18 protein-coding genes are annotated in these 20,093 nt (G+C 72.9%); 2 read left to right on the forward strand and 16 right to left on the reverse strand.

What is annotated here, in order from left to right:
• The first annotated feature begins 1 nt into the window (after position 1).
• Positions 2–1,003: a DMT family transporter gene (locus tag ABD160_RS22160; protein WP_344025607.1), complete on the forward strand. Its 1,002-nt coding sequence runs from the start codon at positions 2–4 to the stop codon at positions 1,001–1,003.
• A 38-nt stretch (positions 1,004–1,041) separates the two neighbouring features.
• On the opposite strand, the gene ABD160_RS22165 is transcribed toward ABD160_RS22160, so the two are convergent.
• Positions 1,042–2,061: an LLM class flavin-dependent oxidoreductase gene (locus tag ABD160_RS22165; protein WP_344025518.1), complete on the reverse strand. Its 1,020-nt coding sequence runs from the start codon at positions 2,059–2,061 to the stop codon at positions 1,042–1,044.
• 254 nt (positions 2,062–2,315) lie between these two features.
• On the opposite strand from ABD160_RS22165, the gene ABD160_RS22170 reads away from it, so the two are divergent.
• Positions 2,316–3,572 (forward strand): cytochrome P450, encoded by a 1,257-nt coding sequence (locus ABD160_RS22170; protein ID WP_344025520.1) that lies wholly within the window; start codon positions 2,316–2,318, stop codon positions 3,570–3,572.
• A gap of 142 nt (positions 3,573–3,714) precedes the next feature.
• On the opposite strand, the gene rd is transcribed toward ABD160_RS22170, so the two are convergent.
• The 15 genes from rd to ABD160_RS22245 all read right to left on the reverse strand — a co-directional run bounded on the left by rd (position 3,715) and on the right by ABD160_RS22245 (position 20,079).
• Positions 3,715–3,894: a rubredoxin gene (gene rd, locus ABD160_RS22175; protein WP_344025522.1), complete on the reverse strand. Its 180-nt coding sequence runs from the start codon at positions 3,892–3,894 to the stop codon at positions 3,715–3,717.
• A complete protein-coding gene (locus ABD160_RS22180; RefSeq protein ID WP_344025524.1) occupies positions 3,891–5,231 on the reverse strand; it encodes a flavin monoamine oxidase family protein in 1,341 nt (446 codons plus the stop codon). Before ABD160_RS22180 ends, rd begins: the two co-directional genes overlap by 4 nt.
• 86 nt (positions 5,232–5,317) lie before the next feature.
• The gene (locus tag ABD160_RS22185) at positions 5,318–6,589 is read right to left on the reverse strand and encodes an MFS transporter (RefSeq protein ID WP_344025526.1); all 1,272 of its coding nucleotides are present in this window, start codon (positions 6,587–6,589) and stop codon (positions 5,318–5,320) included.
• Between the two features lie 149 nt (positions 6,590–6,738).
• The gene (locus ABD160_RS22190) at positions 6,739–8,064 is read right to left on the reverse strand and encodes a flavin monoamine oxidase family protein (RefSeq protein WP_344025528.1); all 1,326 of its coding nucleotides are present in this window, start codon (positions 8,062–8,064) and stop codon (positions 6,739–6,741) included.
• A gap of 455 nt (positions 8,065–8,519) precedes the next feature.
• The gene (locus ABD160_RS22195) at positions 8,520–9,695 is read right to left on the reverse strand and encodes an acyl-CoA dehydrogenase family protein (protein ID WP_344025531.1); all 1,176 of its coding nucleotides are present in this window, start codon (positions 9,693–9,695) and stop codon (positions 8,520–8,522) included.
• A complete protein-coding gene (locus ABD160_RS22200; protein ID WP_344025533.1) occupies positions 9,692–10,870 on the reverse strand; it encodes an acyl-CoA dehydrogenase family protein in 1,179 nt (392 codons plus the stop codon). The genes ABD160_RS22195 and ABD160_RS22200 overlap by 4 nt, the downstream gene beginning before the upstream one ends.
• A complete protein-coding gene (locus tag ABD160_RS22205; protein WP_344025535.1) occupies positions 10,867–12,045 on the reverse strand; it encodes a 3,4-dihydroxy-2-butanone-4-phosphate synthase in 1,179 nt (392 codons plus the stop codon). Before ABD160_RS22205 ends, ABD160_RS22200 begins: the two co-directional genes overlap by 4 nt.
• A gap of 16 nt (positions 12,046–12,061) precedes the next feature.
• A complete protein-coding gene (locus ABD160_RS22210) occupies positions 12,062–12,892 on the reverse strand; it encodes an SDR family NAD(P)-dependent oxidoreductase (protein WP_344025537.1) in 831 nt (276 codons plus the stop codon).
• A gap of 15 nt (positions 12,893–12,907) precedes the next feature.
• On the reverse strand, positions 12,908–13,300 hold the full coding sequence (locus ABD160_RS22215) for a MaoC/PaaZ C-terminal domain-containing protein (RefSeq protein ID WP_344025539.1): 393 nt from the start codon (positions 13,298–13,300) through the stop codon (positions 12,908–12,910).
• Positions 13,297–13,722 (reverse strand): FAS1-like dehydratase domain-containing protein, encoded by a 426-nt coding sequence (locus tag ABD160_RS22220; RefSeq protein ID WP_344025541.1) that lies wholly within the window; start codon positions 13,720–13,722, stop codon positions 13,297–13,299. Before ABD160_RS22220 ends, ABD160_RS22215 begins: the two co-directional genes overlap by 4 nt.
• Positions 13,723–13,725: 3 nt before the next feature.
• Positions 13,726–14,907 (reverse strand): lipid-transfer protein, encoded by a 1,182-nt coding sequence (locus ABD160_RS22225; RefSeq protein WP_344025543.1) that lies wholly within the window; start codon positions 14,905–14,907, stop codon positions 13,726–13,728.
• A 3-nt stretch (positions 14,908–14,910) separates the two neighbouring features.
• Positions 14,911–16,404, reverse strand: a complete 1,494-nt coding sequence (locus tag ABD160_RS22230) for an APC family permease (protein WP_344025545.1) — start codon at positions 16,402–16,404, stop codon at positions 14,911–14,913.
• Positions 16,401–17,324, reverse strand: coding sequence for an NAD(P)-dependent oxidoreductase (locus tag ABD160_RS22235; protein ID WP_344025547.1), 924 nt, complete (start codon positions 17,322–17,324; stop codon positions 16,401–16,403). The genes ABD160_RS22230 and ABD160_RS22235 overlap by 4 nt, the downstream gene beginning before the upstream one ends.
• A 28-nt stretch (positions 17,325–17,352) precedes the next feature.
• Positions 17,353–18,678 (reverse strand): FAD-binding oxidoreductase, encoded by a 1,326-nt coding sequence (locus ABD160_RS22240; RefSeq protein ID WP_344025550.1) that lies wholly within the window; start codon positions 18,676–18,678, stop codon positions 17,353–17,355.
• A gap of 57 nt (positions 18,679–18,735) precedes the next feature.
• Positions 18,736–20,079, reverse strand: coding sequence for an FAD-binding oxidoreductase (locus tag ABD160_RS22245; RefSeq protein ID WP_344025552.1), 1,344 nt, complete (start codon positions 20,077–20,079; stop codon positions 18,736–18,738).
• Between the last annotated feature and the right edge of the window lie 14 nt (positions 20,080–20,093).

The raw sequence follows: 20,093 nt of genomic DNA on the forward strand, positions 1-20,093 counted from the left end.
GATGGGCGGGCAGGGCTGGGCGTTGTTCGCCGCGGTGTCGGTGCTGTGGGGCGTCCCGTACCTGTTCATCGGCGTCGCGCTGCAGGAAGGAACCGGTCCACTCTCGACGGCGGCGGCGCGGGTCCTGCTGGCGCTGGTCGTCATGGTCCCGCTGGCGTTCCGGCGCCGGCACCGCGCGCTGCTGGCCGGGCGATGGGGGCGGCTCGCGCTGCTCGCCCTGGTCGAGGTCGTGGTCCCGTTCAGCCTGATCCCGCTGGGCGGGCAGACCGTCCCCTCCGGCACGTCCGGCGTCCTGATCGCCACCGAGCCGATGTTCGTGCTGGTCGTCGGGCTGGTGCTCGGGGCGCGGGCCCGGCCGACGCCCGCCGCGCTGATCGGGCTCGTCGTCGGCTTCGCCGGGGTGGTCGTGCTGCTCGGCGTCGACGGCGCGGGCCCCGGCGCCGGACTGATCATCGTCGCGGCCGCCTGTTACGCCGTCGGCGCCCTGCTGGTCGGCCGCTGGTTCGGCGACCTGCCCGCGATGCCGGTGGTGGCCGCCATGCTGGTGCTCGCCGCACCGGCGCTCACCGTCCTGGCGCTGACGGCCGAACCGTTCCCGGCGCTGACGGCCGAGTCGTTCCCGGCGCTGACGGCCGAGTCGTTCCCGGCGCTGACGGCCGAGTCGTTCCCGGCGCTGACGGCCGGACCGTTCCCGGCGCCGTCACCGGCGGGACTCGTGGCGCTCGCCGCGCTCGGCCTGGTCGCGACACCCGGCGGCTTCGTGGCCTTCTTCCGGCTCATCGCGATCGCGGGGCCGGACCGCGCCGCCCTCATCACCTACGTCGCCCCGGTGGTGGCGGTCGTGGCCGGCGCGGTCGTCCTGTCCGAGCCGGTCGGCCCGCGGACGGTCGGCGGGACGGTGCTCATCCTCGCCGGCGCGTGGCTGGCCACCCGCGTGCCGCACGCCGCACGCACCGGTGACCCGGTCGCCCGTCCCGCCCGCGGCCTGCGGCGCCGCCGCTGAGCCCGGCGGGACGGGTGATCAGGTGGTCGTCGCGTCGCTCAGCGCCAGCCGAGCTCCGGCGCCAGGTGGGTGAGCACGCTCTCGATCACGTGCGCGTTGTAGTCGACGCCCAGCTGGTTGGGGACGGTCAGCAGCAGCGTGTCCGCCGCGGCGATCGCCTCGTCCTCGGCCAGCTCGGCGACCAGCTTGTCCGGCTCACCGGCGTAGGTGCGCCCGAACCGGGCCTCGCCGCCGTCGATGTGACCGACCTGGTCGGTGCTGTGCCGCTCCCGCCAGAAGAACTGCCGATCGAGGTCGTTGACGATCGGGAAGATGCTGCGGCTGACCGAGACCCGCGGCTCCCGCTGGTGCCCGGCCGCGTCCCAGGCCGCCCGGAAGCGCTGGATCTGCTCGGCCTGCAGCTGGTGGAACGGCACGCCGGTGTCCTCGGTGAGCAGGGTCGAGCTCATCAGGTTCATCCCGCGCTCCGCGGTCCACTCCGCGGTCGCCCGGCTTCCGGCGCCCCACCAGATCCGGTCCCGCAGGCCCGGCGAGTGCGGCTCGATCCGCAGCAGCCCGGGCGGGTTGGGGAACATCGGGCGCGGGTTCGGCCGCGCGAAACCCTCGCCACCGATCGCCTCGAAGAACTGGCGGGTGTGCTCGCGCGCCATGTCCGCATCGGTGGAGCCCTCGGCGGGCTCGAACCCGAAGTAGCGGTACCCGTCGATGACCTGCTCGGGCGATCCGCGGCTGAGCCCCAGCTGGAGCCGGCCACCGGAGATCAGGTCGGCGGCGCCGGCGTCCTCCGCCATGTACAGCGGGTTCTCGTAGCGCATGTCGATGACACCGGTGCCGAGCTCGATCCGGCTGGTCCGGGCGGCGGCCGCGGCCAGCAGCGGGAACGGCGAGGCGAGCTGACGGGCGAAGTGGTGCACCCGGAAGTAGGCACCGTCGGCGCCCAGCTCCTCCGCCGCCACGGCCAGCTCGATCGACTGCAACAGCGTGTCGGACGCCGAGCGCACCTGGGACTGCGGGGACGGGGACCAGTGCCCGAAGGACAGGAACCCAATCTTCTTCATGCTGCAAACAACTGCGGTACGACGGCCGGGTATTCCGGTGAGCCGGGCCGGGCCGGGCCGAACCAGACCGCCCGCCTGCCCGGAGCGACTCCGCCTCCGCGCCGCGGGTCCGCCGCCGCCCCGAGCCCGTCGATTCCCGGACCCCGGTCCACCCGCTCGACCCTTTACCAACTCAGCTGATTTTCAGTAAAGTAGTTGCCACTCCCTCGACGCGGGTACCGCGACGAGAACCCTCCATCTGCACAGGAGTCCCGATGACCGTGAGCACTCCCGCCCCTCCCGATCTGCTCTCCCCGGCCCACGTCGCCGACCCGTGGCCCGGGCTGGCAGTGCTGCGCGACCACTATCCGGTGCACTTCGACGAGGGTCTGGGCGTCTGGCTGATCAGTCGGTACGACGACGTCCGGCGCCTGGCGAGCCTGGACATCGGCGATCTCCTCCAGGAACTCATCGGCCAGTACCTGGGCGACGCCCAGGCGTTCTTCGCCATGGACGGGCTCGACCACCGTCGCCGCCGGGCACTGATCGCCCCGGTGTTCGCCCGCCCCAGCGTGCAGCGCTTCGCCGACCAGGTGGACAGGCACGCGCGGGCACTTCTCGACCCGATCTTCGAACGGGAGCGGCAGGCCGTCCGGGCCGGCGAGCGGGACCGGGCGGAGATCGACTTCGTCACGGAGTTCACCGCCAGCTTCTCGGCGAACGTGATGATCCAGATCCTCGATCTCCCGATCCCCGACCACAGCCGGATGACGAGCTGGTTCTCCGCCTGGATCAACGCCGAGGGAAACATCTCGCGCGACCCGCAGATCATCGCCGCCGCACAGCAGGCCAAGGACGAGTTCGGCGAGATCATCCTCCCGGTGATCCGGGAACGACGCAGCGGCACCGGCGACGACCTGATCAGCAAGCTGTGCCGGGCCGAGCTGGACGGGATGAGGATGTCCGACGGGGAGATCCAGTCGTTCGTCGCGACCATGTTCCTGGCGGGCGGCGAGACCACCGACCACCAGCTCGGATGGGCGATGTACGAGCTCGCCTCCGATCCCCGCATCCAGCAGGAGCTCGCCGCGGAGCCCGAGCTGATGACGAACCTGCTCGCCGAGAGCATGCGGTACCACGCGATCATCCCGTTCGGCAGCCGCCTCGCACCTGCGGACTTCGAGGTCGGCGGGGTCGCCATCGAGGAGGGCGCCCAGCTCGCCGTCATGTACAGCGCCGCCAACCACGACCCGCGTCGATTCGAGAATCCCGACACCTTCGACATCCACCGCACCGATGTCGACCCGAAGAAGGCGTTCAACGGTGCGGCACAGCACATGGGATTCGGCTCGGGCCCGCACTTCTGCATCGGGTCGCACCTGACGAAAGCCGAGATGGAGACCGCCCTGCGGGTGTTCCTGGAGCACGCCCGCGACGTCCGGATCGCCGACGACGCGAACCCCGCTCCGGATCCGGCCTCACCGTTCGTCCGCTCGCTGGCGAGCCTGAAGCTGTCGTTCGAGCTCGTCTGAGCCGGCCCGCCGCCGGACGGCCCCGGCGCGCACCCCGGTCCGGGGTGTGCGCCGGGGCCGTCCGGCGTTCGGGGTCGTGCACCAAGTCAGCGGGATTCCAGCGGTGTGATCGTCCGGGCGCCGGTGTGATCCCGGTGCGGCCTCAATCCTCGATGCGGACGAAGTCGGACTTGCGCGCTCCGCAGATCGGGCACACCCAGTCGTCGGGGATGTCCTCGAAGGCCGTCCCCGGCGGGATGCCGCCGTCCGGGTCGCCCTCCTCCGGGTCGTACACGAACCCGCACGCCTCGCACACCCAGACCGGGACGGTGCTCGTGGTCATCGGGGTCCCCCGGCACCGTCCGGGGTCCGTCCGGTCAGGCCGAGCCGGGCCCGCCGCGCGGCCCGCGCGCCGCTCTCGATCGCGCCGGTGAGCAGGCCGGAGAACTGCGGTGCGATGTCGGCGCCGGCGAAGTACAGCGGGCCGACCGGCCGGTCGAGCACGTCGATGAAGCGGGTCAGCTGGCCCGGCCGCAGCGACCCCCACCCGCCGAGGGCGAACGGATCGGTGGGCCAGTCGTGGCCGACGACGTCGACGAGCTCGGCCTCCGGCAGGACCTCGCGCAGCGCCTCGGCGATCCGGTCGTGGCCGTCGGCACAGGTGACGCGGCCGCTCACGCTGAACGCCTGCAGCAGCTGGCCGTCGTCGAGCAGCGTGTACGTCACCATGATCTCGAAGGGCTGATCGCCGAACGACGACAGCATCACGACCGGCTCGGACACGCCCCGGACGTGCAGCACCATGCTGCTCACATCGGGGATGGTCACGCCCTCGCGGGTGGCGGCGGCGTGCGGGCCGTCGAGCGCCGGGGTGAACTCGATCGACCGCCAGACGTTCACCGGCGTGGCCACCACGACCACCGGGGCGGTGAGCTGCGACCCGTCCCGCAGCGTCACGGTCGCACCGCGGTCGTCGCGCTCGATCGCGGTGACCGGCGACGACAGCCGTACCTCGAAGCCGCCGTCGTGCCGCATGGCCTCCAGCAGGCTCGCCATGCCGTCGCGGAGCCGGTAGACCGCGAAGAGGGCGTTGTACGCCTCGTTGCTCCAGATCGCGTTGGACATCCGCTGCAGCAGCCAGCCCAGGCTCGTGTCGTCGGGGCGACCGTAGTCGCTGAACGCCGCCCGCAGTACGCGTTCGTCCTCGGCGTCCAGGCCCAGCTCCCGGAACCGGTCCTCGATGGACATCGCGTCCAGCTTCGCCAGGCGGGGGTCGGTCTGCGGGGCGAACGGACGCGGCAGTGCAGCCGGGTAGCCGGGGTCCCCCCAGAACGCGGACAGCGCCCGGCGTTGCCGCTCGTCGAACTCCTCGGGGGAGATCGCGGCCACGCCGTCGGCGTCGCCGACCAGGTAGCGAGCGGCGGTGAGCAGGGCGCTCTCGACGACCGGCAGCTCGTAGCGCGTCACCTCCCGCCAGATGGCGGACTGGAACCAGTGGAAGTACACGCCTCCGGTGTCGACCTCGCGGCCGGCGATGGTCTGTGTGGACGTGCGCCCACCGAGCCGGTCGCGGGCCTCGACCAGCACGGTGCGCACCCCGGCGTGCGCCAGGTCGCGCGCCGCCGTGGTGCCGGCGAGCCCGCCACCGACGACGATCGCCCCGATCCGATCAGCGGTCATGTGGGAGTCCTTGTCCTTCCGTTCGAGTCGGAGCATCGGCCGGGCCCCGGGGGTCACCTGCGGCGATCCCCGGGGCCCTGTGAGGTCTACCCGGCGACGACCGCGCCGTCCGGCGGGGCCGACTCCGGCGGCACCGACGGCCGGGTGGTCCGCTCACTGCGGCCCAGCAGCTGCACAGCGGCGCACAGCACCAGTGTCGCGATCGCCAGCACCACGAACCCGGTGCCGAAGCTGCCGGTGGCGTCCCTGATCGCGCCGAGCACCAGCGGGTACACGATCCCCCCGATCAGGAACCCGCTGCCGAGCACGAGCCCGTTGGACGCCGCGATGTGTGCGGGCGGCACGGACTCGTTCGCCCGCGACAGCACGAGGGCCATCCCGCCGTAGCCGGCGAGGCCGATCAGCGGCAGCGCGACGGCGACCAGCGTGTACGCGCCCGCGGATATCCCGACCGCGAGCAGGGCGGCCGCCGCTGTCGACGCCAGGCCGGTGAGCAGGATGTAGAGCCTGCGCCGGCCGGCGAACCGATCCGACATCACGCCGAACGTCACCGCGGTGAGCACCCCGAAGACCGCGGGGAGGGACGCGAACAGCCCGGCCAACGACTCCGACCAGCCCGCACCCTCCATCAGGACGGTGGGCAGCCAGCTCGCGACGATGCTGAACACGCCCCACATCCCCACGTAGAACGCCATTCCGAGCAGCACGTTCCGGGTGCGGGCGGCGAGCAGGACCGCACGGCCCGCGCTGCCCTCGGCCGCAGTGGTCGTGCCGTCCTGCCGGGCCGCTGCCGGGTCCTTCAGGAACAGCAGCGCCAGAACGAACAGCACGGCCAGGTATCCGGCCTGCCACAGCAGTCCGGCCCGCCAGCCGACGGCGGCGAGCACCGCCCCGAACAGCACCAGCCCGAGCACGAACCCGGCGCCGTCGGACGAGATCATCACGCCGGTCGCGGTGCCGGCCTGCCGGGACTCGATGAACCAGCTGATCGCCATCGTGAACGGCCCGACCGCCATCAGGCCGACCGCGACACCGCTGATCGCCCGGGCGAGCATCGCCACCGTGTAGGTGTCGGCCCAGGCGAACAGCACCTGCCCCGCGACGGCGAGCAGCAGTGCCAGCAGAATGATCTTCTTCGGGCCGGTCCGGACGACGACCGCGCCGCCCAGGATCAGCGCGATCCCACCGGCGAGCGCGGTCACCGAGGAGAGCGCACCCGCCTGGGCGTAGTCGATCCCCAGGTCCTCCACGATCGAGAGCAGGCCGGGCGCCCATCCGTAGTACGGGAGGGCCAGGCCGACCACGACCACATAGGACACCGCCAGGATGACCCACCTGTTGTTCGAGAAACTCCACACAGCCGTCTTCCTCCGATCGACCGACTTGCAGGACTCGCTGGATGTCGACGCGCGGCCGGGCGGCACGGGACCACCCCGGACCGGGCGCCGCGGGGCGGCCGTGGCCGTCACCGCGACGGCACTCCCGGGCACACGTCGACGGGTGGGTGTCACCCGATGTGCTTGGCGGCCTGCTCCGCAGCCAGATGGCCGGCCTCGACGGCACCCTCCATCATCATCAGCCACTTCGGCGCGATGTCCGCCGACGCGAACGACAGCCGCCCCTCCGGCGCCGCGAGCGCGGAGTGCGACTTCGTGACCCGGCCCGGCCGCCAGCTGATCCAGTCCCCCTTGGAGTACGGGTCGGTGTTGTAGTTGTGACCGAAGAACTCGACGAGCTCGGTGCCCGGCAGCAGGGTGTCGAGCACCCGCTTGACCGACTCCTCCTCGTCCAGGTTGAGATGGAGCTCGTCGCCCTCGACCGAGCTGAGGGCGAAGATGCCCATGAGCTGGTCGCCGCCGTCGAGCGCGTCCTGGGTGTAGAGCGCCAGCGCCCCGGCCGCAGCCTCCGGCGAGGCGTACACGTAGGGGAAGCTCGGCGCGTTGCGGGTGCGCACCCACACCTTCCCCGAGCGCGGTGTCCCGTGGCGCTCGGCCGACGTGGTCCGCTTCACCTCGCTCAGCGGCGGCTCGAACTCGATGTCGTTCCAGATGTTCATCGGGGTCGCGACGACCACGGCCGAGGTCCGGATCGTCTCACCGGCGACCGTGACCACCACGATGTCGTCACCGGACTGGTCGACCCGGGCCACCGGGCTGCTCACCCTGACGTCGCCGGCCTGCGCCGCCAGACGCTCGGCGAGGGTGCCGGTGCGGATGTGCGCGTCGGCCGCGCCGTACAGCGTGAACAGGCTCAGGTCCATGCACGCGAGCGAGGCGAGCAGGTGTATCGCCGAGCCCTCGTGCGGGTACCGGAACGACACCAGCGCGGCGACCCCGCACACCAGCCCGTAGGTCTCCGTCGGCAGGTTCAGCGGGGCGAGGAACTCCGACAATGGAACGTCGAGGTCGTCCAGGTCCTGCTGGTCGAGCGGGACACCGGGCTGGATCCGCATGGCCGCGCGCACGAGGTGCAGCGCCGCCCGCTCGAAGTCCAAGAGCTGCTCGAGCGGGACCGGGAACGGCCCGGGGTGCCGGGTCTCGCCGAAGATGGTCGGGAACGACTCCGCCGGCGGGAGGTGGTGCACGTCGATGCCGTACCGCTTGATCTCCCGGATCAGCTCCGGCGAGTGGTCCAGCAGGACGAACCCGCCACCCATCTCGACGTTGATGTCGGTTCCGGGAAACGTCCTCGACCAGGTCCGGCCGCCCAGGCGGTCGCGCGCCTCGAGCAGCAGGACCGAGCGGCCCTGCTCCGTCAGGTCACGGGCTGCGATGAGCCCTGCAAGGCCACCGCCGATCACCACGACGTCGAACACAGCTTCGTTCTCACTCAACGGTGTACCCCTCTCACGGGTGTCGATCTCCATCGGGTGCGGCCGGGTGTGGACGGTGACCCGATCCGCGCGGAACGCGGTGCACGTACCCGTCGCTCGACCGGCACCAGCCACCGCGGGCGGATGCCGGCCAGCGGCGCACTGCCGGCCGAACGGGTGCGCCGAACAGCACGGCGCCGATGTGACGTGCCATACACTACCGAACTTCCGCAGTATTACAACACTCAAAGACGGAGAGAGCGTGGGTTTTACCTTGGTGACACAGGGCGGACCCACTGCCAGGAGGAGTCACAAACAGGCAGCAAAGAGCCCGGTCGGACGGTCGGTCAGGAGATCAGGGCCTCCGCCCGGTCGGAACCGACGCGTTCCGGCGATCCGCCTCGCCGGACCCATCAGGACCGCTCACTCATTGCTTGCCGAATGTCCGTTGAATTACCGAATGTCCTGGGCGGTCGTCACGGTGCGGGCAGCTCGACCAGACCGGCGAGATGCGCACGGTGCCTGCCCGCGGTGCCGAAGGCGATCTGGTCGGCCTTCGCCCGCTTGAGGTACAGGTGCGCCGGGTGCTCCCAGGTCATGCCGATCCCGCCGTGCAGCTGCACCGCCTCCTCTGCGGCCCGCACCGCGGCGTCGCTGCAGTAGGCCTGGGCGACGGCGGTGGCGATCTCGGTGTCCGGGTCGCCGGCGGCCAGTGCCGCCGCGGCGTAGCGGGCCGCGGCGGTTGCGGAGTCCAGGTCGACGGCCAGATCGGCCAGCCGGTGCTTGAGCGCCTGGAAGCCGCCGAGGACGCGGCCGAACTGGGTGCGCTGCCGGAGATGGCCGACGGTCTCGTGCAGGCACCACCCGGCCAGGCCGATCTGCTCGGACGCGAGCAGCGCCGCCCCCGTCCGCAGCGCCCGCCGCACGACGGACTCCGCATCGGCGGCCACCGGGCTCCCGGCGGCGCCGTCGAGCGTGACGTCCGCCAGCTGCCGGGTCATGTCCAGCGACACCACGGGATCGACGCCGGCGGCCGCCACCGGGACCGCGAACAGCCCGATCCCGTCCGGTGTCGTCGCGGGCACCAGCAGCACGTCGGCGTCGAGCACCCCGGCCACGCCGGTGACGGTCCCGGTCAGCTGCCCCCGGTCGGCACGGACGGCACCGCCGGCCGGGCCGGCACCAACGACACCGCCGGCCGGGCCGGCACCAACAACACCGCCGGCCGGGCCGGCACCAGCGGCGGGGACAGTGTCGTGCGGCGCGGTGGGCAGCGGCACGAGCAGCGCGGCGGTGCGCGCGCCGGCGGCGACCTCGGCGAGCAGGTCGCCGTCGTCGCCGTCGAGCAGGGCGGTGGTGGCGACGACCGCGCTGGTCAGGAACGGGACCGGGGCCACCGCGCGGCCCAGCTCCTCGAGCACGACGGCGGCCTCCCGCGCGGATCCGCCCGCCCCGCCGCGCGACTCCGGGACCAGCAGGCCGGCCAGTCCGAGATCGCAGGCGAGCGCCTTCCACAGCCCGGCCACCGCGGAGCGGTCGCCGTCGTACAGCGCGGTCACCGCGGACGGCGGGCAGCGGTCGGTGAGCAGGTCCCGCACCGACGCGCGGAGGTCCTCCTCGACCTCGGTGTAGAGCAGGTCGAGCTCGGTCATCGGGCCAGTTCCTTCCAGGGGACGTCCTTGTCCACGCGCGGCTCGGGCGGCAGCCCGAGCACCCGCTCGGCGACGATGTTGCGCAGGATCTCCGAGGTGCCGCCCTCGATCGAGTTGCCCTTGGCCCGCAGGTAGCGGTAGCCCGCGTCGCGCGCGGTGAAGTCGACCCGGTCCGGCCGGACCATCGTCCAGTCCGAGAACCGCAGGCCCTCCTCCCCCAGCAGCTCCAGCTCGAGGCCGGACAGCTCCTGGCTGATCCGCGCGAAACCGATCTTCATGGCCGCGCCCTCCGGGCCGAGGGTGCCGGTGGCGAGCTTCTGCCGGAGCCGCTGGGCGCTCATCCGGCCGACCTCGGCGTCCACCCACAGGCGCAGCAGGCGGTCGTGCAGCTCTGCGGTCCGGCGCTCCGGGTTGTCCCGCCAGGTGCGCGCGACCACGCCGATCATGCCGCTCTCCCGGGTCGGGGCGCGGTCCCCGATCGCGACCCGCTCGCCGTTCAGCGTGGTGGTCGCCACCGCCCAGCCCTGGCCGACGTCGCCGAGCCGCTGGGAGTCCGGGATCCGCACGCCGGTCAGGAACACCTCGTTGAACTCTGCCTCGCCGGTGATCTGGCGGAGCGGCCGCACGTCGACGCCGGGATCGGTCATGTCGCACAGGAAGTACGTCAGGCCCCGGTGCTTGGGCAGGTCCGGGTCGGTGCGGGCGAGCAGGATGGCGAACCGGGCGAGGTGCGCCCCTGAGGTCCACACCTTCTGGCCGTCGACCACCCAGCCGTCGCCGTCACGCACGGCGCGGGTCGCCACCGCGGCGAGATCGGAGCCCGCGCCGGGTTCGCTGAACAGCTGGCACCAGATCTCCTCGCCGGTCCACAGCGGACGGAGGAAGCGCCGCTTCTGCTCCTCGGTGCCGTGGGCGAGGATCACCGGGCCGGCCATACCGAGACCGATGCCGTTGGCCTGCGGGTTGTTGTCCGGCGCGCCCGCCTCGGCGAACAGCCGGTCCACCTCGGGCTGCCATTCGCGCGGCGCGCCGGACCCGCCGTGACCGGTCGGGACGTGCACCCAGGCGAGCCCGGCCTCGAACCGGGCCCGCAGGAACTCCTGCCGTCCGGTCGTCGCGGGATCGTGCCTGGCGAGGAAGTCCGCGACCCGCTGCCGCAGCTCGTCGATGGTCATCGTCGTGCCCTCCGTGGGGTGTCGGGTGGGTCCGCCCGGTACGGCGACCCGATCCGCGCGGTGACCACCGGGCCGTGCCCCGCAGGCCCGGCGTCTCCCGCCGGATCATCGGTCAGCAGGCGCATCGAGCGCACCCCCAGGTCGTGCAGGATCTGCGCGCCGGCGGCGTGGTCCCGGGGATCGGCCGGCCACTCCCCCGCACCGTCGTGGCACCGGTCGGTGCGCAGCAGCCGGGCCGGCCCGCGGTCCGCGCCCGCGCCCGCGCGCAGGTAGAGCACGACACCCCGGCCCTCGGCGACCACCCGCTCCAGCGCCGAGCCGAGCCGGTCGCCGCACCGGCAGCGCAGCGAGCCGAACACGTCCCCGGTGAGGCACTCCGCGTGCACCCGGACCAGCACGTCCGCGCCGTCGGCGAGGTCACCGTGCACGAACGCGACGTGCTCCGCGCCGTCCAGCAGATCCTCGTAGCCGATCGCGCGGAACTCGCCCGCGGCCAGCGGCATGTGCGCCCGGACGACCCGGCGGACCTGGGTCTCGGTACGACGCCGGTGCGTGACCAGCTCGGCGATCGTGACGACCCGCAGGTCGTGGCCGGCGGCGAGGAGGTCGAGCTCGTCGCGGCGGGCCATGTCCGCCCCCGGCCTCCCGGACACGATCCCGCCGAGCACGCCGGCGGGCCGGAGTCCGGCCAGCCGGGCCAGGTCGACGGCGGCCTCGGCGTGCCCGGCGCGCCGGAGCACCCCGCCGTCCCACGCCCGCAACGGCACGACGTGCCCGGGCCGCCGGAGCCCGGCCGGCCCGGTCCCGGCACCGGCCAGCACCCGGACCGTCCGGGCGCGGTCGGCGGCGGAGATCCCGGTGCCGATCCCGTCGGCCGCGTCCACCGACACCCGGTACGCCTCGCCGGACGGGTCGCCGGAGCGGCACATCGGCGGCAGCGCCAGCCGGTCGCAGTCGGCTCCGGTCAGCGCGGCGCACACGAAGCCGGACGTGTGCCGCACGGCGAACGCCATCAGGGCGGGGGTCGCCCGCTCGGCGGCGAACACCAGTGCGCCGGGGGCCCGGGGGGCCTCGTCGTCGACCACCGCGACCGGCCGCCCGGCCGCGACGTCGGCGATCACCCGCTCCACCGGGTGGCCCGGACCGGTCCGCGCTCGGACGAGCTGCCCGGTCACGACGGTCGCCCCCGGCTCACAGCGTGAACCCGCCGCCGCAGACGACCGTCTGGCCGCTGATGTAGTCGGACTCGGGGGTGCAGAGCAGGTACACCGCACCGGCCGCCTCGGCCGCGGTGCCGGCGCGGCCGAGCGGGATCGCTCTGTCCATGGTGGACAACAGGTCCGGGTTGACCCCGATCCTGATCTGCCGGCCGTCGACGTCGATGGTGTTGTCGGCGCCGGTCGCGGGGCCGCTGAGCCGGGTCCGGATCAGTCCGAACGCGACGGTGTTGACGGTGACGTTGTAGCGGCCCCACTCGCGGGCGAGGGTCTTGCTCAGGCCGGTGATGCCGGCCTTGGCGGCGGCGTAGTTGGCCTGCCCGGCGTTGCCGCCGAGCCCGGCGATCGAGGAGATGTTGACGACCTTGCGGCACGGGACCGGCTCACCGGCTGCCACAGCCGACTTCACTGCGGCGGAGATGACCGGTTGCGCGGCCCGCAGGATCCGGAACGGCGCCTTCAGGTGCACGTCGAGGATCGCGTCCCACTGCTCGTCGGTCATCTTCTGGATGACCGTGTCCCAGGTGTAGCCGGCGTTGTTGACGACGATGTCCAGCCCGCCGAAGGAGTCCACCGCCGTCCGCACGAAGCGTTCGGCGAAGCCGTCCTCGGTGACCGAGCCGACGCAGGCGGTCGCCCGCCCGCCGGCCGCCTCGATCGCGGCGACGGTCTCCTTCGCCGGTTCGGCGTCGAGGTCGTTGACCACGACGGCGGCGCCCTCGGCGACCAGCTTGAGCGCGATCTCGCGCCCGATGCCGCGCCCGGACCCGGACACGACGGCGGTCTTGTTCTGCAGGTTCTTCACGGTTCGCCTGGCCCTTCAGCGCGGGTCGACGGCGACGGTGGCGTCGCCGAGCAGGGTCACGGTGCCGTCGGAGAGGCTGACGGCGACCTCGAGCGTGGCCAGACCGTCCCGGACGGCGACCACCCGGCCGGTGCACGTCGGCACCGCGTGTACCGGGGTGACGGCCGTGAAGCGGACCCGGAACGAACGGATCCGGTCCTGCTCCACCCAGCCGGTCAGCAACCGGCCGAGGTAGGCCATCGAGAGCATGCCGTGCGCGAACACGTCGTCCAGCCCGGTGGACCGGGCCACGTCCAGGTCGACGTGGATCGGGTTGTGGTCGCCGGACGCCCCGGCGTACAGCGCCAGCGTGGTGCGCGAGACCGGCGGAAGCTGCAGCGGTGGGAGCTCGGCACCCGGCTCGATCATCGGGCCGCCCCCGGGTCGCGGACCACGGCCACCGTGCGCAGGTCGGCGACCGGGCTGCCGTCGGCGCGGCTCACCGTCGTGTCCTTGACGATGAACTCCATCGCACCGCCCTTCCTGGTGTAGACGTCGGCGATGCGCGACGCGGCGACGAGGGTCTCCCCCGCATGCGCGACCGAGTGGTAGACGAAGGACTGCTCGCCGTGCAGGAGATGACGCAGGTCGACGCCGATCCCGGTCAGCCAGGCGAACGGGTCCGGCTGCTCGAACTCGATGCTGTAGAGGAACGTCGGCGGCACGGCCGGCGCGGCGCCCACCGGAACGGGAGCGCCGGTCGCCTTGGCGAAGAACCGCAATCGCCCCGCGTCCACGGTCAGCTCGACCGGCGGTAGCTCCGTACCGATCACGCCCGGATCGACGGCCACCGGTCAGCCGACCTTCTCGTAGAGGGTCACCACGGCGGCGCCGCCCAGGCCGATGTTGTGCTGCAGGGCGAGCGTGACGCCGTCGACCTGCCGGGCTCCGGCCTCGCCGCGCAGCTGCCACACCAGCTCGGCGCACTGGGCGAGACCGGTGGCGCCGAGGGGGTGCCCCTTGGACAGCAGCCCGCCGGACGGGTTGCTGACGACCCGGCCGCCATAGGTGTTGTCACCGTCGGCGACGAACTTCTCCGCCGTCCCCTCCGGGGTCAGCCCCAGCGCCTCGTAGGACAGCAGCTCGTTCGCGGTGAAACAGTCGTGCAGCTCGACCACCCCGATGTCCTCCGGCGACACCCCGGACGCCTCGTACACCTGCCGGGCCGCGGCCGCGGCCATGTCGTAGCCGACCACCTTGGTCATGTCCTTCTCGTCGAAGGTCGAGGCGAAGTCGGTGGTCATCGCCTGCGCCTTGACCGCCACGTCGGTGCGCAGCCCGTGGGTGCGGGCGAAGTCCTCGCTGACGATCACCGCGGCGGCTGCCCCGCAGGTCGGCGGGCAGCACTGCAGCCGGGTCAGCGGGCCGTACACGTGCGGGGAGGCCAGCACCTCCTCGACGGTGAGCGGATCGCGGAACACCGCGTACGGGTTGTGCGCCGCGTGCCTGCGGGACTTCACCGAGATCGCCGCGAAGGTCTCCGGCCGGGTGCCGTGCCGCTCCGCGTAGGCGGCGCCTGCGCCGCCGAAGAACTGGGCGGCCAGCGGCGCGTCGGAGCTGCCCTGCACGGCGTGGGTGACCTCCTCGAACCGGTCGAAGGTGCTGGGCCGGTCGGTCCACTGCGCGGTGATCGCGCCGCGCCGCATCTGCTCGAAACCCAGCGCCAGCACGCAGTCGGCCGTCCCGGACTCGACGGCCTGACGGGCCAGGAACAGGGCCGAGGAACCGGTCGAGCAGTTGTTGTTGACGTTCACCACCGGGATCCCGGTGCGGCCGACCTCGTAGAGCACCCGCTGGCCCGACGTCGAGTCGCCGTACACGTAGCCGGCGTACGCCTGCTGCAGCGCGCCGTGCTCGACGCCCGCGTCGGCGAGTGCTGCGCGCACCGCGTTCGCGCCCAGCACGTCATAGGGTTCCGACCTGCTCGGGGTGCGGAACGGGACCATCCCGACCCCCGCCACGTACGCTCGACGCATCGTTCATCCTCCAGTTCGTTCAGGGCCCGCCACCGTCTCCGGTGGGGCCGATCCGGGTTCGTCCGAGGTGGCGCCGTTCTCGCCACCGATCCGCGCCCAGGTCTCCGGGCGGTGGCGGCGCAGCCAGTGCGCGTAGGCCGTCCCGCCCGCGGTGACGGCCACGACGGCGCCGATGCACACGGCGGCCGTCGTCCCGCTGCCACCGACCATCACGTCCGCGTTCACCGTCGCCTGGAACACCACAGCTCCCATGCCGAGCACTGCCAGACCGGGCGCGACGGTCGTCCGCCACACCGAGCTCTCGGCGCCGCGGTTCCGCCGGAAGAACGCGATGATCGCGACGGAGGTCGCCAGCATCAGCGCGAAGATCACCCAGAGGCCGAGGCCCTGCAGTGCCACGTAGGCGACGGTCGAGTCGACCTGCAGCACGGCGGGCACCATCAGGATCAGCAGGATGACGACGGCGACGGTCGCCGCGGCCAGGGTCGGCGCCCGGTACCGGGGGTGCACCCGGCCGAGCCACTGCGGCAGGACCCGGTCGCGTCCCAGCGCGAAGCAGTAGCGGGCACAGATGTTCTGCACGGCCAGCATGGCCGCGATCACGCTGGTCACCAACAGCACGCTCGCCACGTCCCGGACCACCGTCCCGGCGTACTGGGCGAGGCTCGCGAGGTAGCTCTCCGCGGGCGTGGCGGCGGTGGCGATCGCCGCGTCGGTGCCGTAGGCGACCAGGTAGGCGTACGAGCTGAGTGCCCAGAACGACGCCAGCACGACGACGGTGAGGTAGGTGGCGCGCGGGATCGTGCGCCCGGGATCGCGGGTCTCGTCGCGGAACACCTGGATCGACTCGAAACCGGTGAGGCAGGCGATGCCGAAGAGCAGGGCGAACCCGATCGAACCGGTGCCGAGCTGCGTGGTGACGTCGATGCCGTACCCCTCCGGTCCACCGTCGGCCAGTACGAGGGCGTCCCAGAGCACGACGACGGCGATCTCCAGTGCCAGGCAGACCGCGAGCACCCGCGCCGAGATCTCGATGTTGAACAGGGTCAGGGCGGACACCACGGCCCACAGCACGACCGCCCACACCCACCAGGCCACGGCGGGCCCCCCGAACACCCCGTGGACCAGCTCGTTCGTGACGACCCCGCCCAGGCCGTAGGTCGCGGCACCGGTCACCAGGTATCCGGTGAGGGCGGCGAAACCGGCGCCCAGACCGGCTGCCCGGCCGAGCCCCGCGGTGACGTAGGTGTAGAAGGCACCGGGTTTGACCATGTGCCGGGCCATCGCCATCAACCCGACGGCGAACACCAGCATCACCAGCATGACGAGCAGGTAGATCAGCGGCGTGGCGGCGCCGAGCCCGTAGCCGATGATCACCGGCACGTATCCGCCCATCGCCAGCAGCGGGGCGATGTAGGACAGCGCCAGCAGCAGCAGGGCCGGTGTCCCGAGGCGGCCCTCGAGCCGCGACGCGTGCCTCTCCTCCTGGCGTGTCATCGCCGGGCCGATCCGGGCGTACCGCCGGGGGCGTCCGCGAGGCGGGCGATCCGGGCCTGGGAGTAGTAGCCGAGCTCCCCGAATCCGGCCGCCTCCGTCTCCTGCAGGTTCGCGACGGTCACCGCGAGGTGCTCGGCACGGTGGCCGGCCGCCCGCACGGCGTCCAGACAGATCCGTGAGGTCTCGGCGTAGAGCGCGACCGTCGCCTGGTCCGACCCGAACTCGCCGCTCGTGATCGCGGCGACGGTCTCCTCGGTCGTGTAGGCGATGGTCTGCAGCGGCGGCACGGTGATCTCCCGCAGCGCCTCGACGGACACGCCCTGGTCGAGCAGATAGGCCGCGGCCTCCACGTACGCGCTCATCGCGGGCATGAAGAACGCCGAGATCCCGACGAACATCACGTTCGCGGTCCGGATGTCCTCGGACACGTGCCGCGACGATCCGGCGAGGGCCGTCAGGGTCTGCTCGTGCTCCGCCCAGATCGCCCGGGGCCCGGAGTAGAAGATCGACGCCTCGGCCGAGCCCAGGTCCTGCGGGTAGCAGAAGATGCCGCCCTCGAGGACGCGCGCTCCCCGGGCCCCGGCCCAGCCCGCGAACTGTTCCGCCTCGTCCGGCGTACCGTTCGCGAGGTTGACCAGGGTGGTGACGCCCCAGTCGTCGACCGGGCCGAGGGCCGATCGTGTGGTGTCGTAGGTCGACGTGCACGAGACGACGAGTGGCGACGCCCGCACCGCGTCGACGATGGACCGGACGGGGGTGACGCCGGCACCGGCCAGCGCCTCGGCCCGCGCGTGGGTCCGGTTCCAGGCCGCGACCCGGTACCCGTCCTTCGCGAACTGCCGGGCGAGCCCGGCGCCCATCAACCCGCAGCCGACGACGGTGACGTCGTGCGGTCCCGGGTGCGTGTCGGGATCGGACATGGTGCTCCTTCAGTGCCCCGGACGGGGATCAGGCGGACGGGGATCGGGCGGGCGGGATGTTCTGGTTGCCGGCGAAGACGTTGTCCGGGTCCCACCCGGCCTTGAGCGCGCGCAGCCGGTCGTACCGGTCGCCGTAGAGGCGGCGGACCCGGTCGGGGCCGCGATCGGCGCCCGCGGTGTTCGGGTGGCCGCAGCCGTCGCGGATCGGGCCGATGCGCCGGGTCAGGTCCACGACCCCGGCTATCCACCGGTCGTGCGCGGCGTCCTCGGCGGCGTCGGTCCACCAGCTCCCGGGCACGATCTGCCAGGTCGGGACCTCGGCGGTCTCGCGCAGCGCGCTGGGGAACTCGGGCGCGCGGGCGAGCGCGCCCCGGCGGGTGAGGATCTCGATCATCCGGACGCCGCTGCCCGCCGGTTCGCGGATCTCGGCGACCAGCGCGTCGACCAGGTCGTCGCCGAGCGCGGTGACGGGCTGCTCGTCGACGGCGGCCCGGGTGACCGGGAAGGCGTCGTCGAACCGGAAGGTCAGCTCGGTGTAGGACATCGCGGCCACGGTGTCCTCCGCGGGCGGCGCGCCGAACGACCGCAGCCGGTCGAGCTCGGCCCGCGCCTGGTCCTGCGGCCCGCTGTGGCAGACGAACACGTCCAGCGCGCCGCGTCCGCCGAGCGACGCGGAGCCGAGCTGCGGCAGCAGGTTCAGGTTCTCCGACGCCCAGTCCCAGTCGCGCAGCGCGTGCAGTGGGCCGTCGAGGTCGTCCAGCGCCCAGGACATCAGACCGGCGTGCACGACCGGCGGCACCTCGTGCAGCCGGACCTCCAGCGCGGTCACCACACCGAAGTTCCCGGTCGACCCACGCACCGCCCAGAACAGGTCCGGGTTCTCCTGCGGCGACGCCCGCACCACCGCACCGTCCGCCGTCACCAGCTCGACGGCCAGGATGTTGTCGCAGGCGTAACCGGCCCGGGTCGAGAGATGGCCGATCCCGCCGCCGAGCATCAGCCCGACCCCGGTCAGCGACAGGCCCCCGGTCACCGCGGCCAGCCCGTGCACCCCGGCCTCCACCTGCAGGTCCCCGCCGCTCACGCCGCCCTGGATGCGGGCCAGCCGCTGCCCGGGCAGGATCTGCACACCGCGCATCGGCGACAGGTCGACGACCAGTCCCCGGCCGTGGTCCAGGCCGCCGAGGTTGGTCCCGGTGCTGCGCACGTCCAGTCGCATCCCGTGCTCACGCGCGTAGCCGACGGCCGCCAGCACGTCGGAGACTCCCGCGCACCGGGCGATGATCCCGGGGCGCGCGTCGACCCGCTGGTTGAACACCGGGCGGGCTGCGTCGTAGCCGGGCCGTGCCGGCACCAGCCACTCACCGCGGAAGAACCTCGGAGCATCCGCTGCACGGCCGCCGGGCACCGGTCACGCCTCCGCAGGCGGGATGTTGTGGCTGCCGGTGAAGACGTTCCCGGGGTCCCACGCGCGCTTGAGCGTGCGCAGCCGGTCGAGCCGGTCGCCGTAGAGTCCCCGCAGCCCGTCGAGGTCACGGGCGGTGCCGACGCTGCCCGGATGGTCGTCGCCGGCGACCGTGCCCACCTGGCGCACCGTGCCGATCGCGTCGGCGACCCAGCGGACGTTCGCGGCGTCGGCGGCGGGATCCTCCCAGAAGGCGGTGGGGCCGACGCCGAAGGACGGGGCGACGGCGGACTCCCGCCACGCACCCGGGTGCGGCGGAGCGGCACACATCGCCCCATAGCGGGGAACCAGCTCGAAAGAGCGCGCGGCCCCGGTCGCCGGTTCCCGGACCTTCTCGACCAATGCCGCGACCAGCTCGTCGGTGAGCTCGCCGACGGACTGCTCGTCCATCGCCGCCCGCATCGGTGGGTAACCGTCGTCGAACATGGTGCAGAGCTCCAGGAACGGGAGAGCGCACACGGTCTCCTCGTCAGGTGTGCCTGCCGCACGAAGCCGGTCGAGATCGGACTTCGCATCCTCCGGCGACCCGCTGTGGCAGACGATGAGGTCCAGGCCGCCGCGGCCACCGTTGGCCGCCGTGCCGAGCAGCGCGAGCACGGCGAGATCGTCGGACGCACCACCCCGGTCCCGAAGGGCACGGATCGGCGCGTCGAGCCGGTCGTAGGACCAACTCATCGTCCCGGCGTGGACGATCGGGGGCATGTCGTGCAGCCGGACCTCCAGCGCGGTCACCACACCGAAGTTCCCGGTCGTCCCGCGCACCGCCCAGAACAGGTCCGGGTTCTCCTCCGGCGACGCCCGCACGACCGAACCGGCCGCGGTCACGATCTCGACGGCCAGGATGTTGTCGCAGGCGAAGCCGGCGCTCGGCGTCAGGTGGCTGATGCCGCCGGCGAGCCAGGCACCCGTCCCGGTGCGCGACACGATCCCGGTCGTGGCGGCGAGACCGTGCACGGCGGCCTCGATCTGCAGGTCCACGCCACGGATGCCGCCCTGGACCCGGGCGATGCGCTCCCCGGGCAGGATCTCGACCGCACGCATCGGCGACAGGTCGATGACCACCCCGGTGCCCGCCGTGAGGCTGCCGAAGGTCACCCCGGTGCACCGCACGTCGATCGGGATGCCGCGTTCGTGCGCGTACCGGAGCGCGGCGACGACGTCCGAGACGCCGGCGCAGCGCGCGATGACCTCGGGCCGGGCATCGGCCCGCAGGTTGAAGACCGGACGGGCGTCGTCGTAGCCGGGTGAACCGGGCACCAGCCAGTCACCGCGGAAGAACTGAGGGGTCACACCGGTTCCTTGTC

It is taken from the genome of Pseudonocardia kongjuensis, assembly GCF_039526905.1.
In the GTDB taxonomy this organism is placed as follows: Bacteria; Actinomycetota; Actinomycetes; order Mycobacteriales; family Pseudonocardiaceae; genus Pseudonocardia; species Pseudonocardia kongjuensis.

Excerpts from the sequence above, each read along its gene's own strand:
- ABD160_RS22160 (WP_344025607.1), top strand. The coding sequence starts at position 2 with ATGGGCGGGCAGGGCTGGGCGTTGTTCGCCGCGGTGTCGGTGCTGTGG.
- ABD160_RS22165 (WP_344025518.1), bottom strand. The coding sequence starts at position 2,061 with ATGAAGAAGATTGGGTTCCTGTCCTTCGGGCACTGGTCCCCGTCCCCG.
- ABD160_RS22170 (WP_344025520.1), top strand. The coding sequence starts at position 2,316 with ATGACCGTGAGCACTCCCGCCCCTCCCGATCTGCTCTCCCCGGCCCAC.
- rd (WP_344025522.1), bottom strand. The coding sequence starts at position 3,894 with ATGACCACGAGCACCGTCCCGGTCTGGGTGTGCGAGGCGTGCGGGTTC.
- ABD160_RS22180 (WP_344025524.1), bottom strand. The coding sequence starts at position 5,231 with ATGACCGCTGATCGGATCGGGGCGATCGTCGTCGGTGGCGGGCTCGCC.
- ABD160_RS22195 (WP_344025531.1), bottom strand. The coding sequence starts at position 9,695 with ATGACCGAGCTCGACCTGCTCTACACCGAGGTCGAGGAGGACCTCCGC.
- ABD160_RS22200 (WP_344025533.1), bottom strand. The coding sequence starts at position 10,870 with ATGACCATCGACGAGCTGCGGCAGCGGGTCGCGGACTTCCTCGCCAGG.
- ABD160_RS22215 (WP_344025539.1), bottom strand. The coding sequence starts at position 13,300 with ATGATCGAGCCGGGTGCCGAGCTCCCACCGCTGCAGCTTCCGCCGGTC.
- ABD160_RS22225 (WP_344025543.1), bottom strand. The coding sequence starts at position 14,907 with ATGCGTCGAGCGTACGTGGCGGGGGTCGGGATGGTCCCGTTCCGCACC.
- ABD160_RS22230 (WP_344025545.1), bottom strand. The coding sequence starts at position 16,404 with ATGACACGCCAGGAGGAGAGGCACGCGTCGCGGCTCGAGGGCCGCCTC.
- ABD160_RS22235 (WP_344025547.1), bottom strand. The coding sequence starts at position 17,324 with ATGTCCGATCCCGACACGCACCCGGGACCGCACGACGTCACCGTCGTC.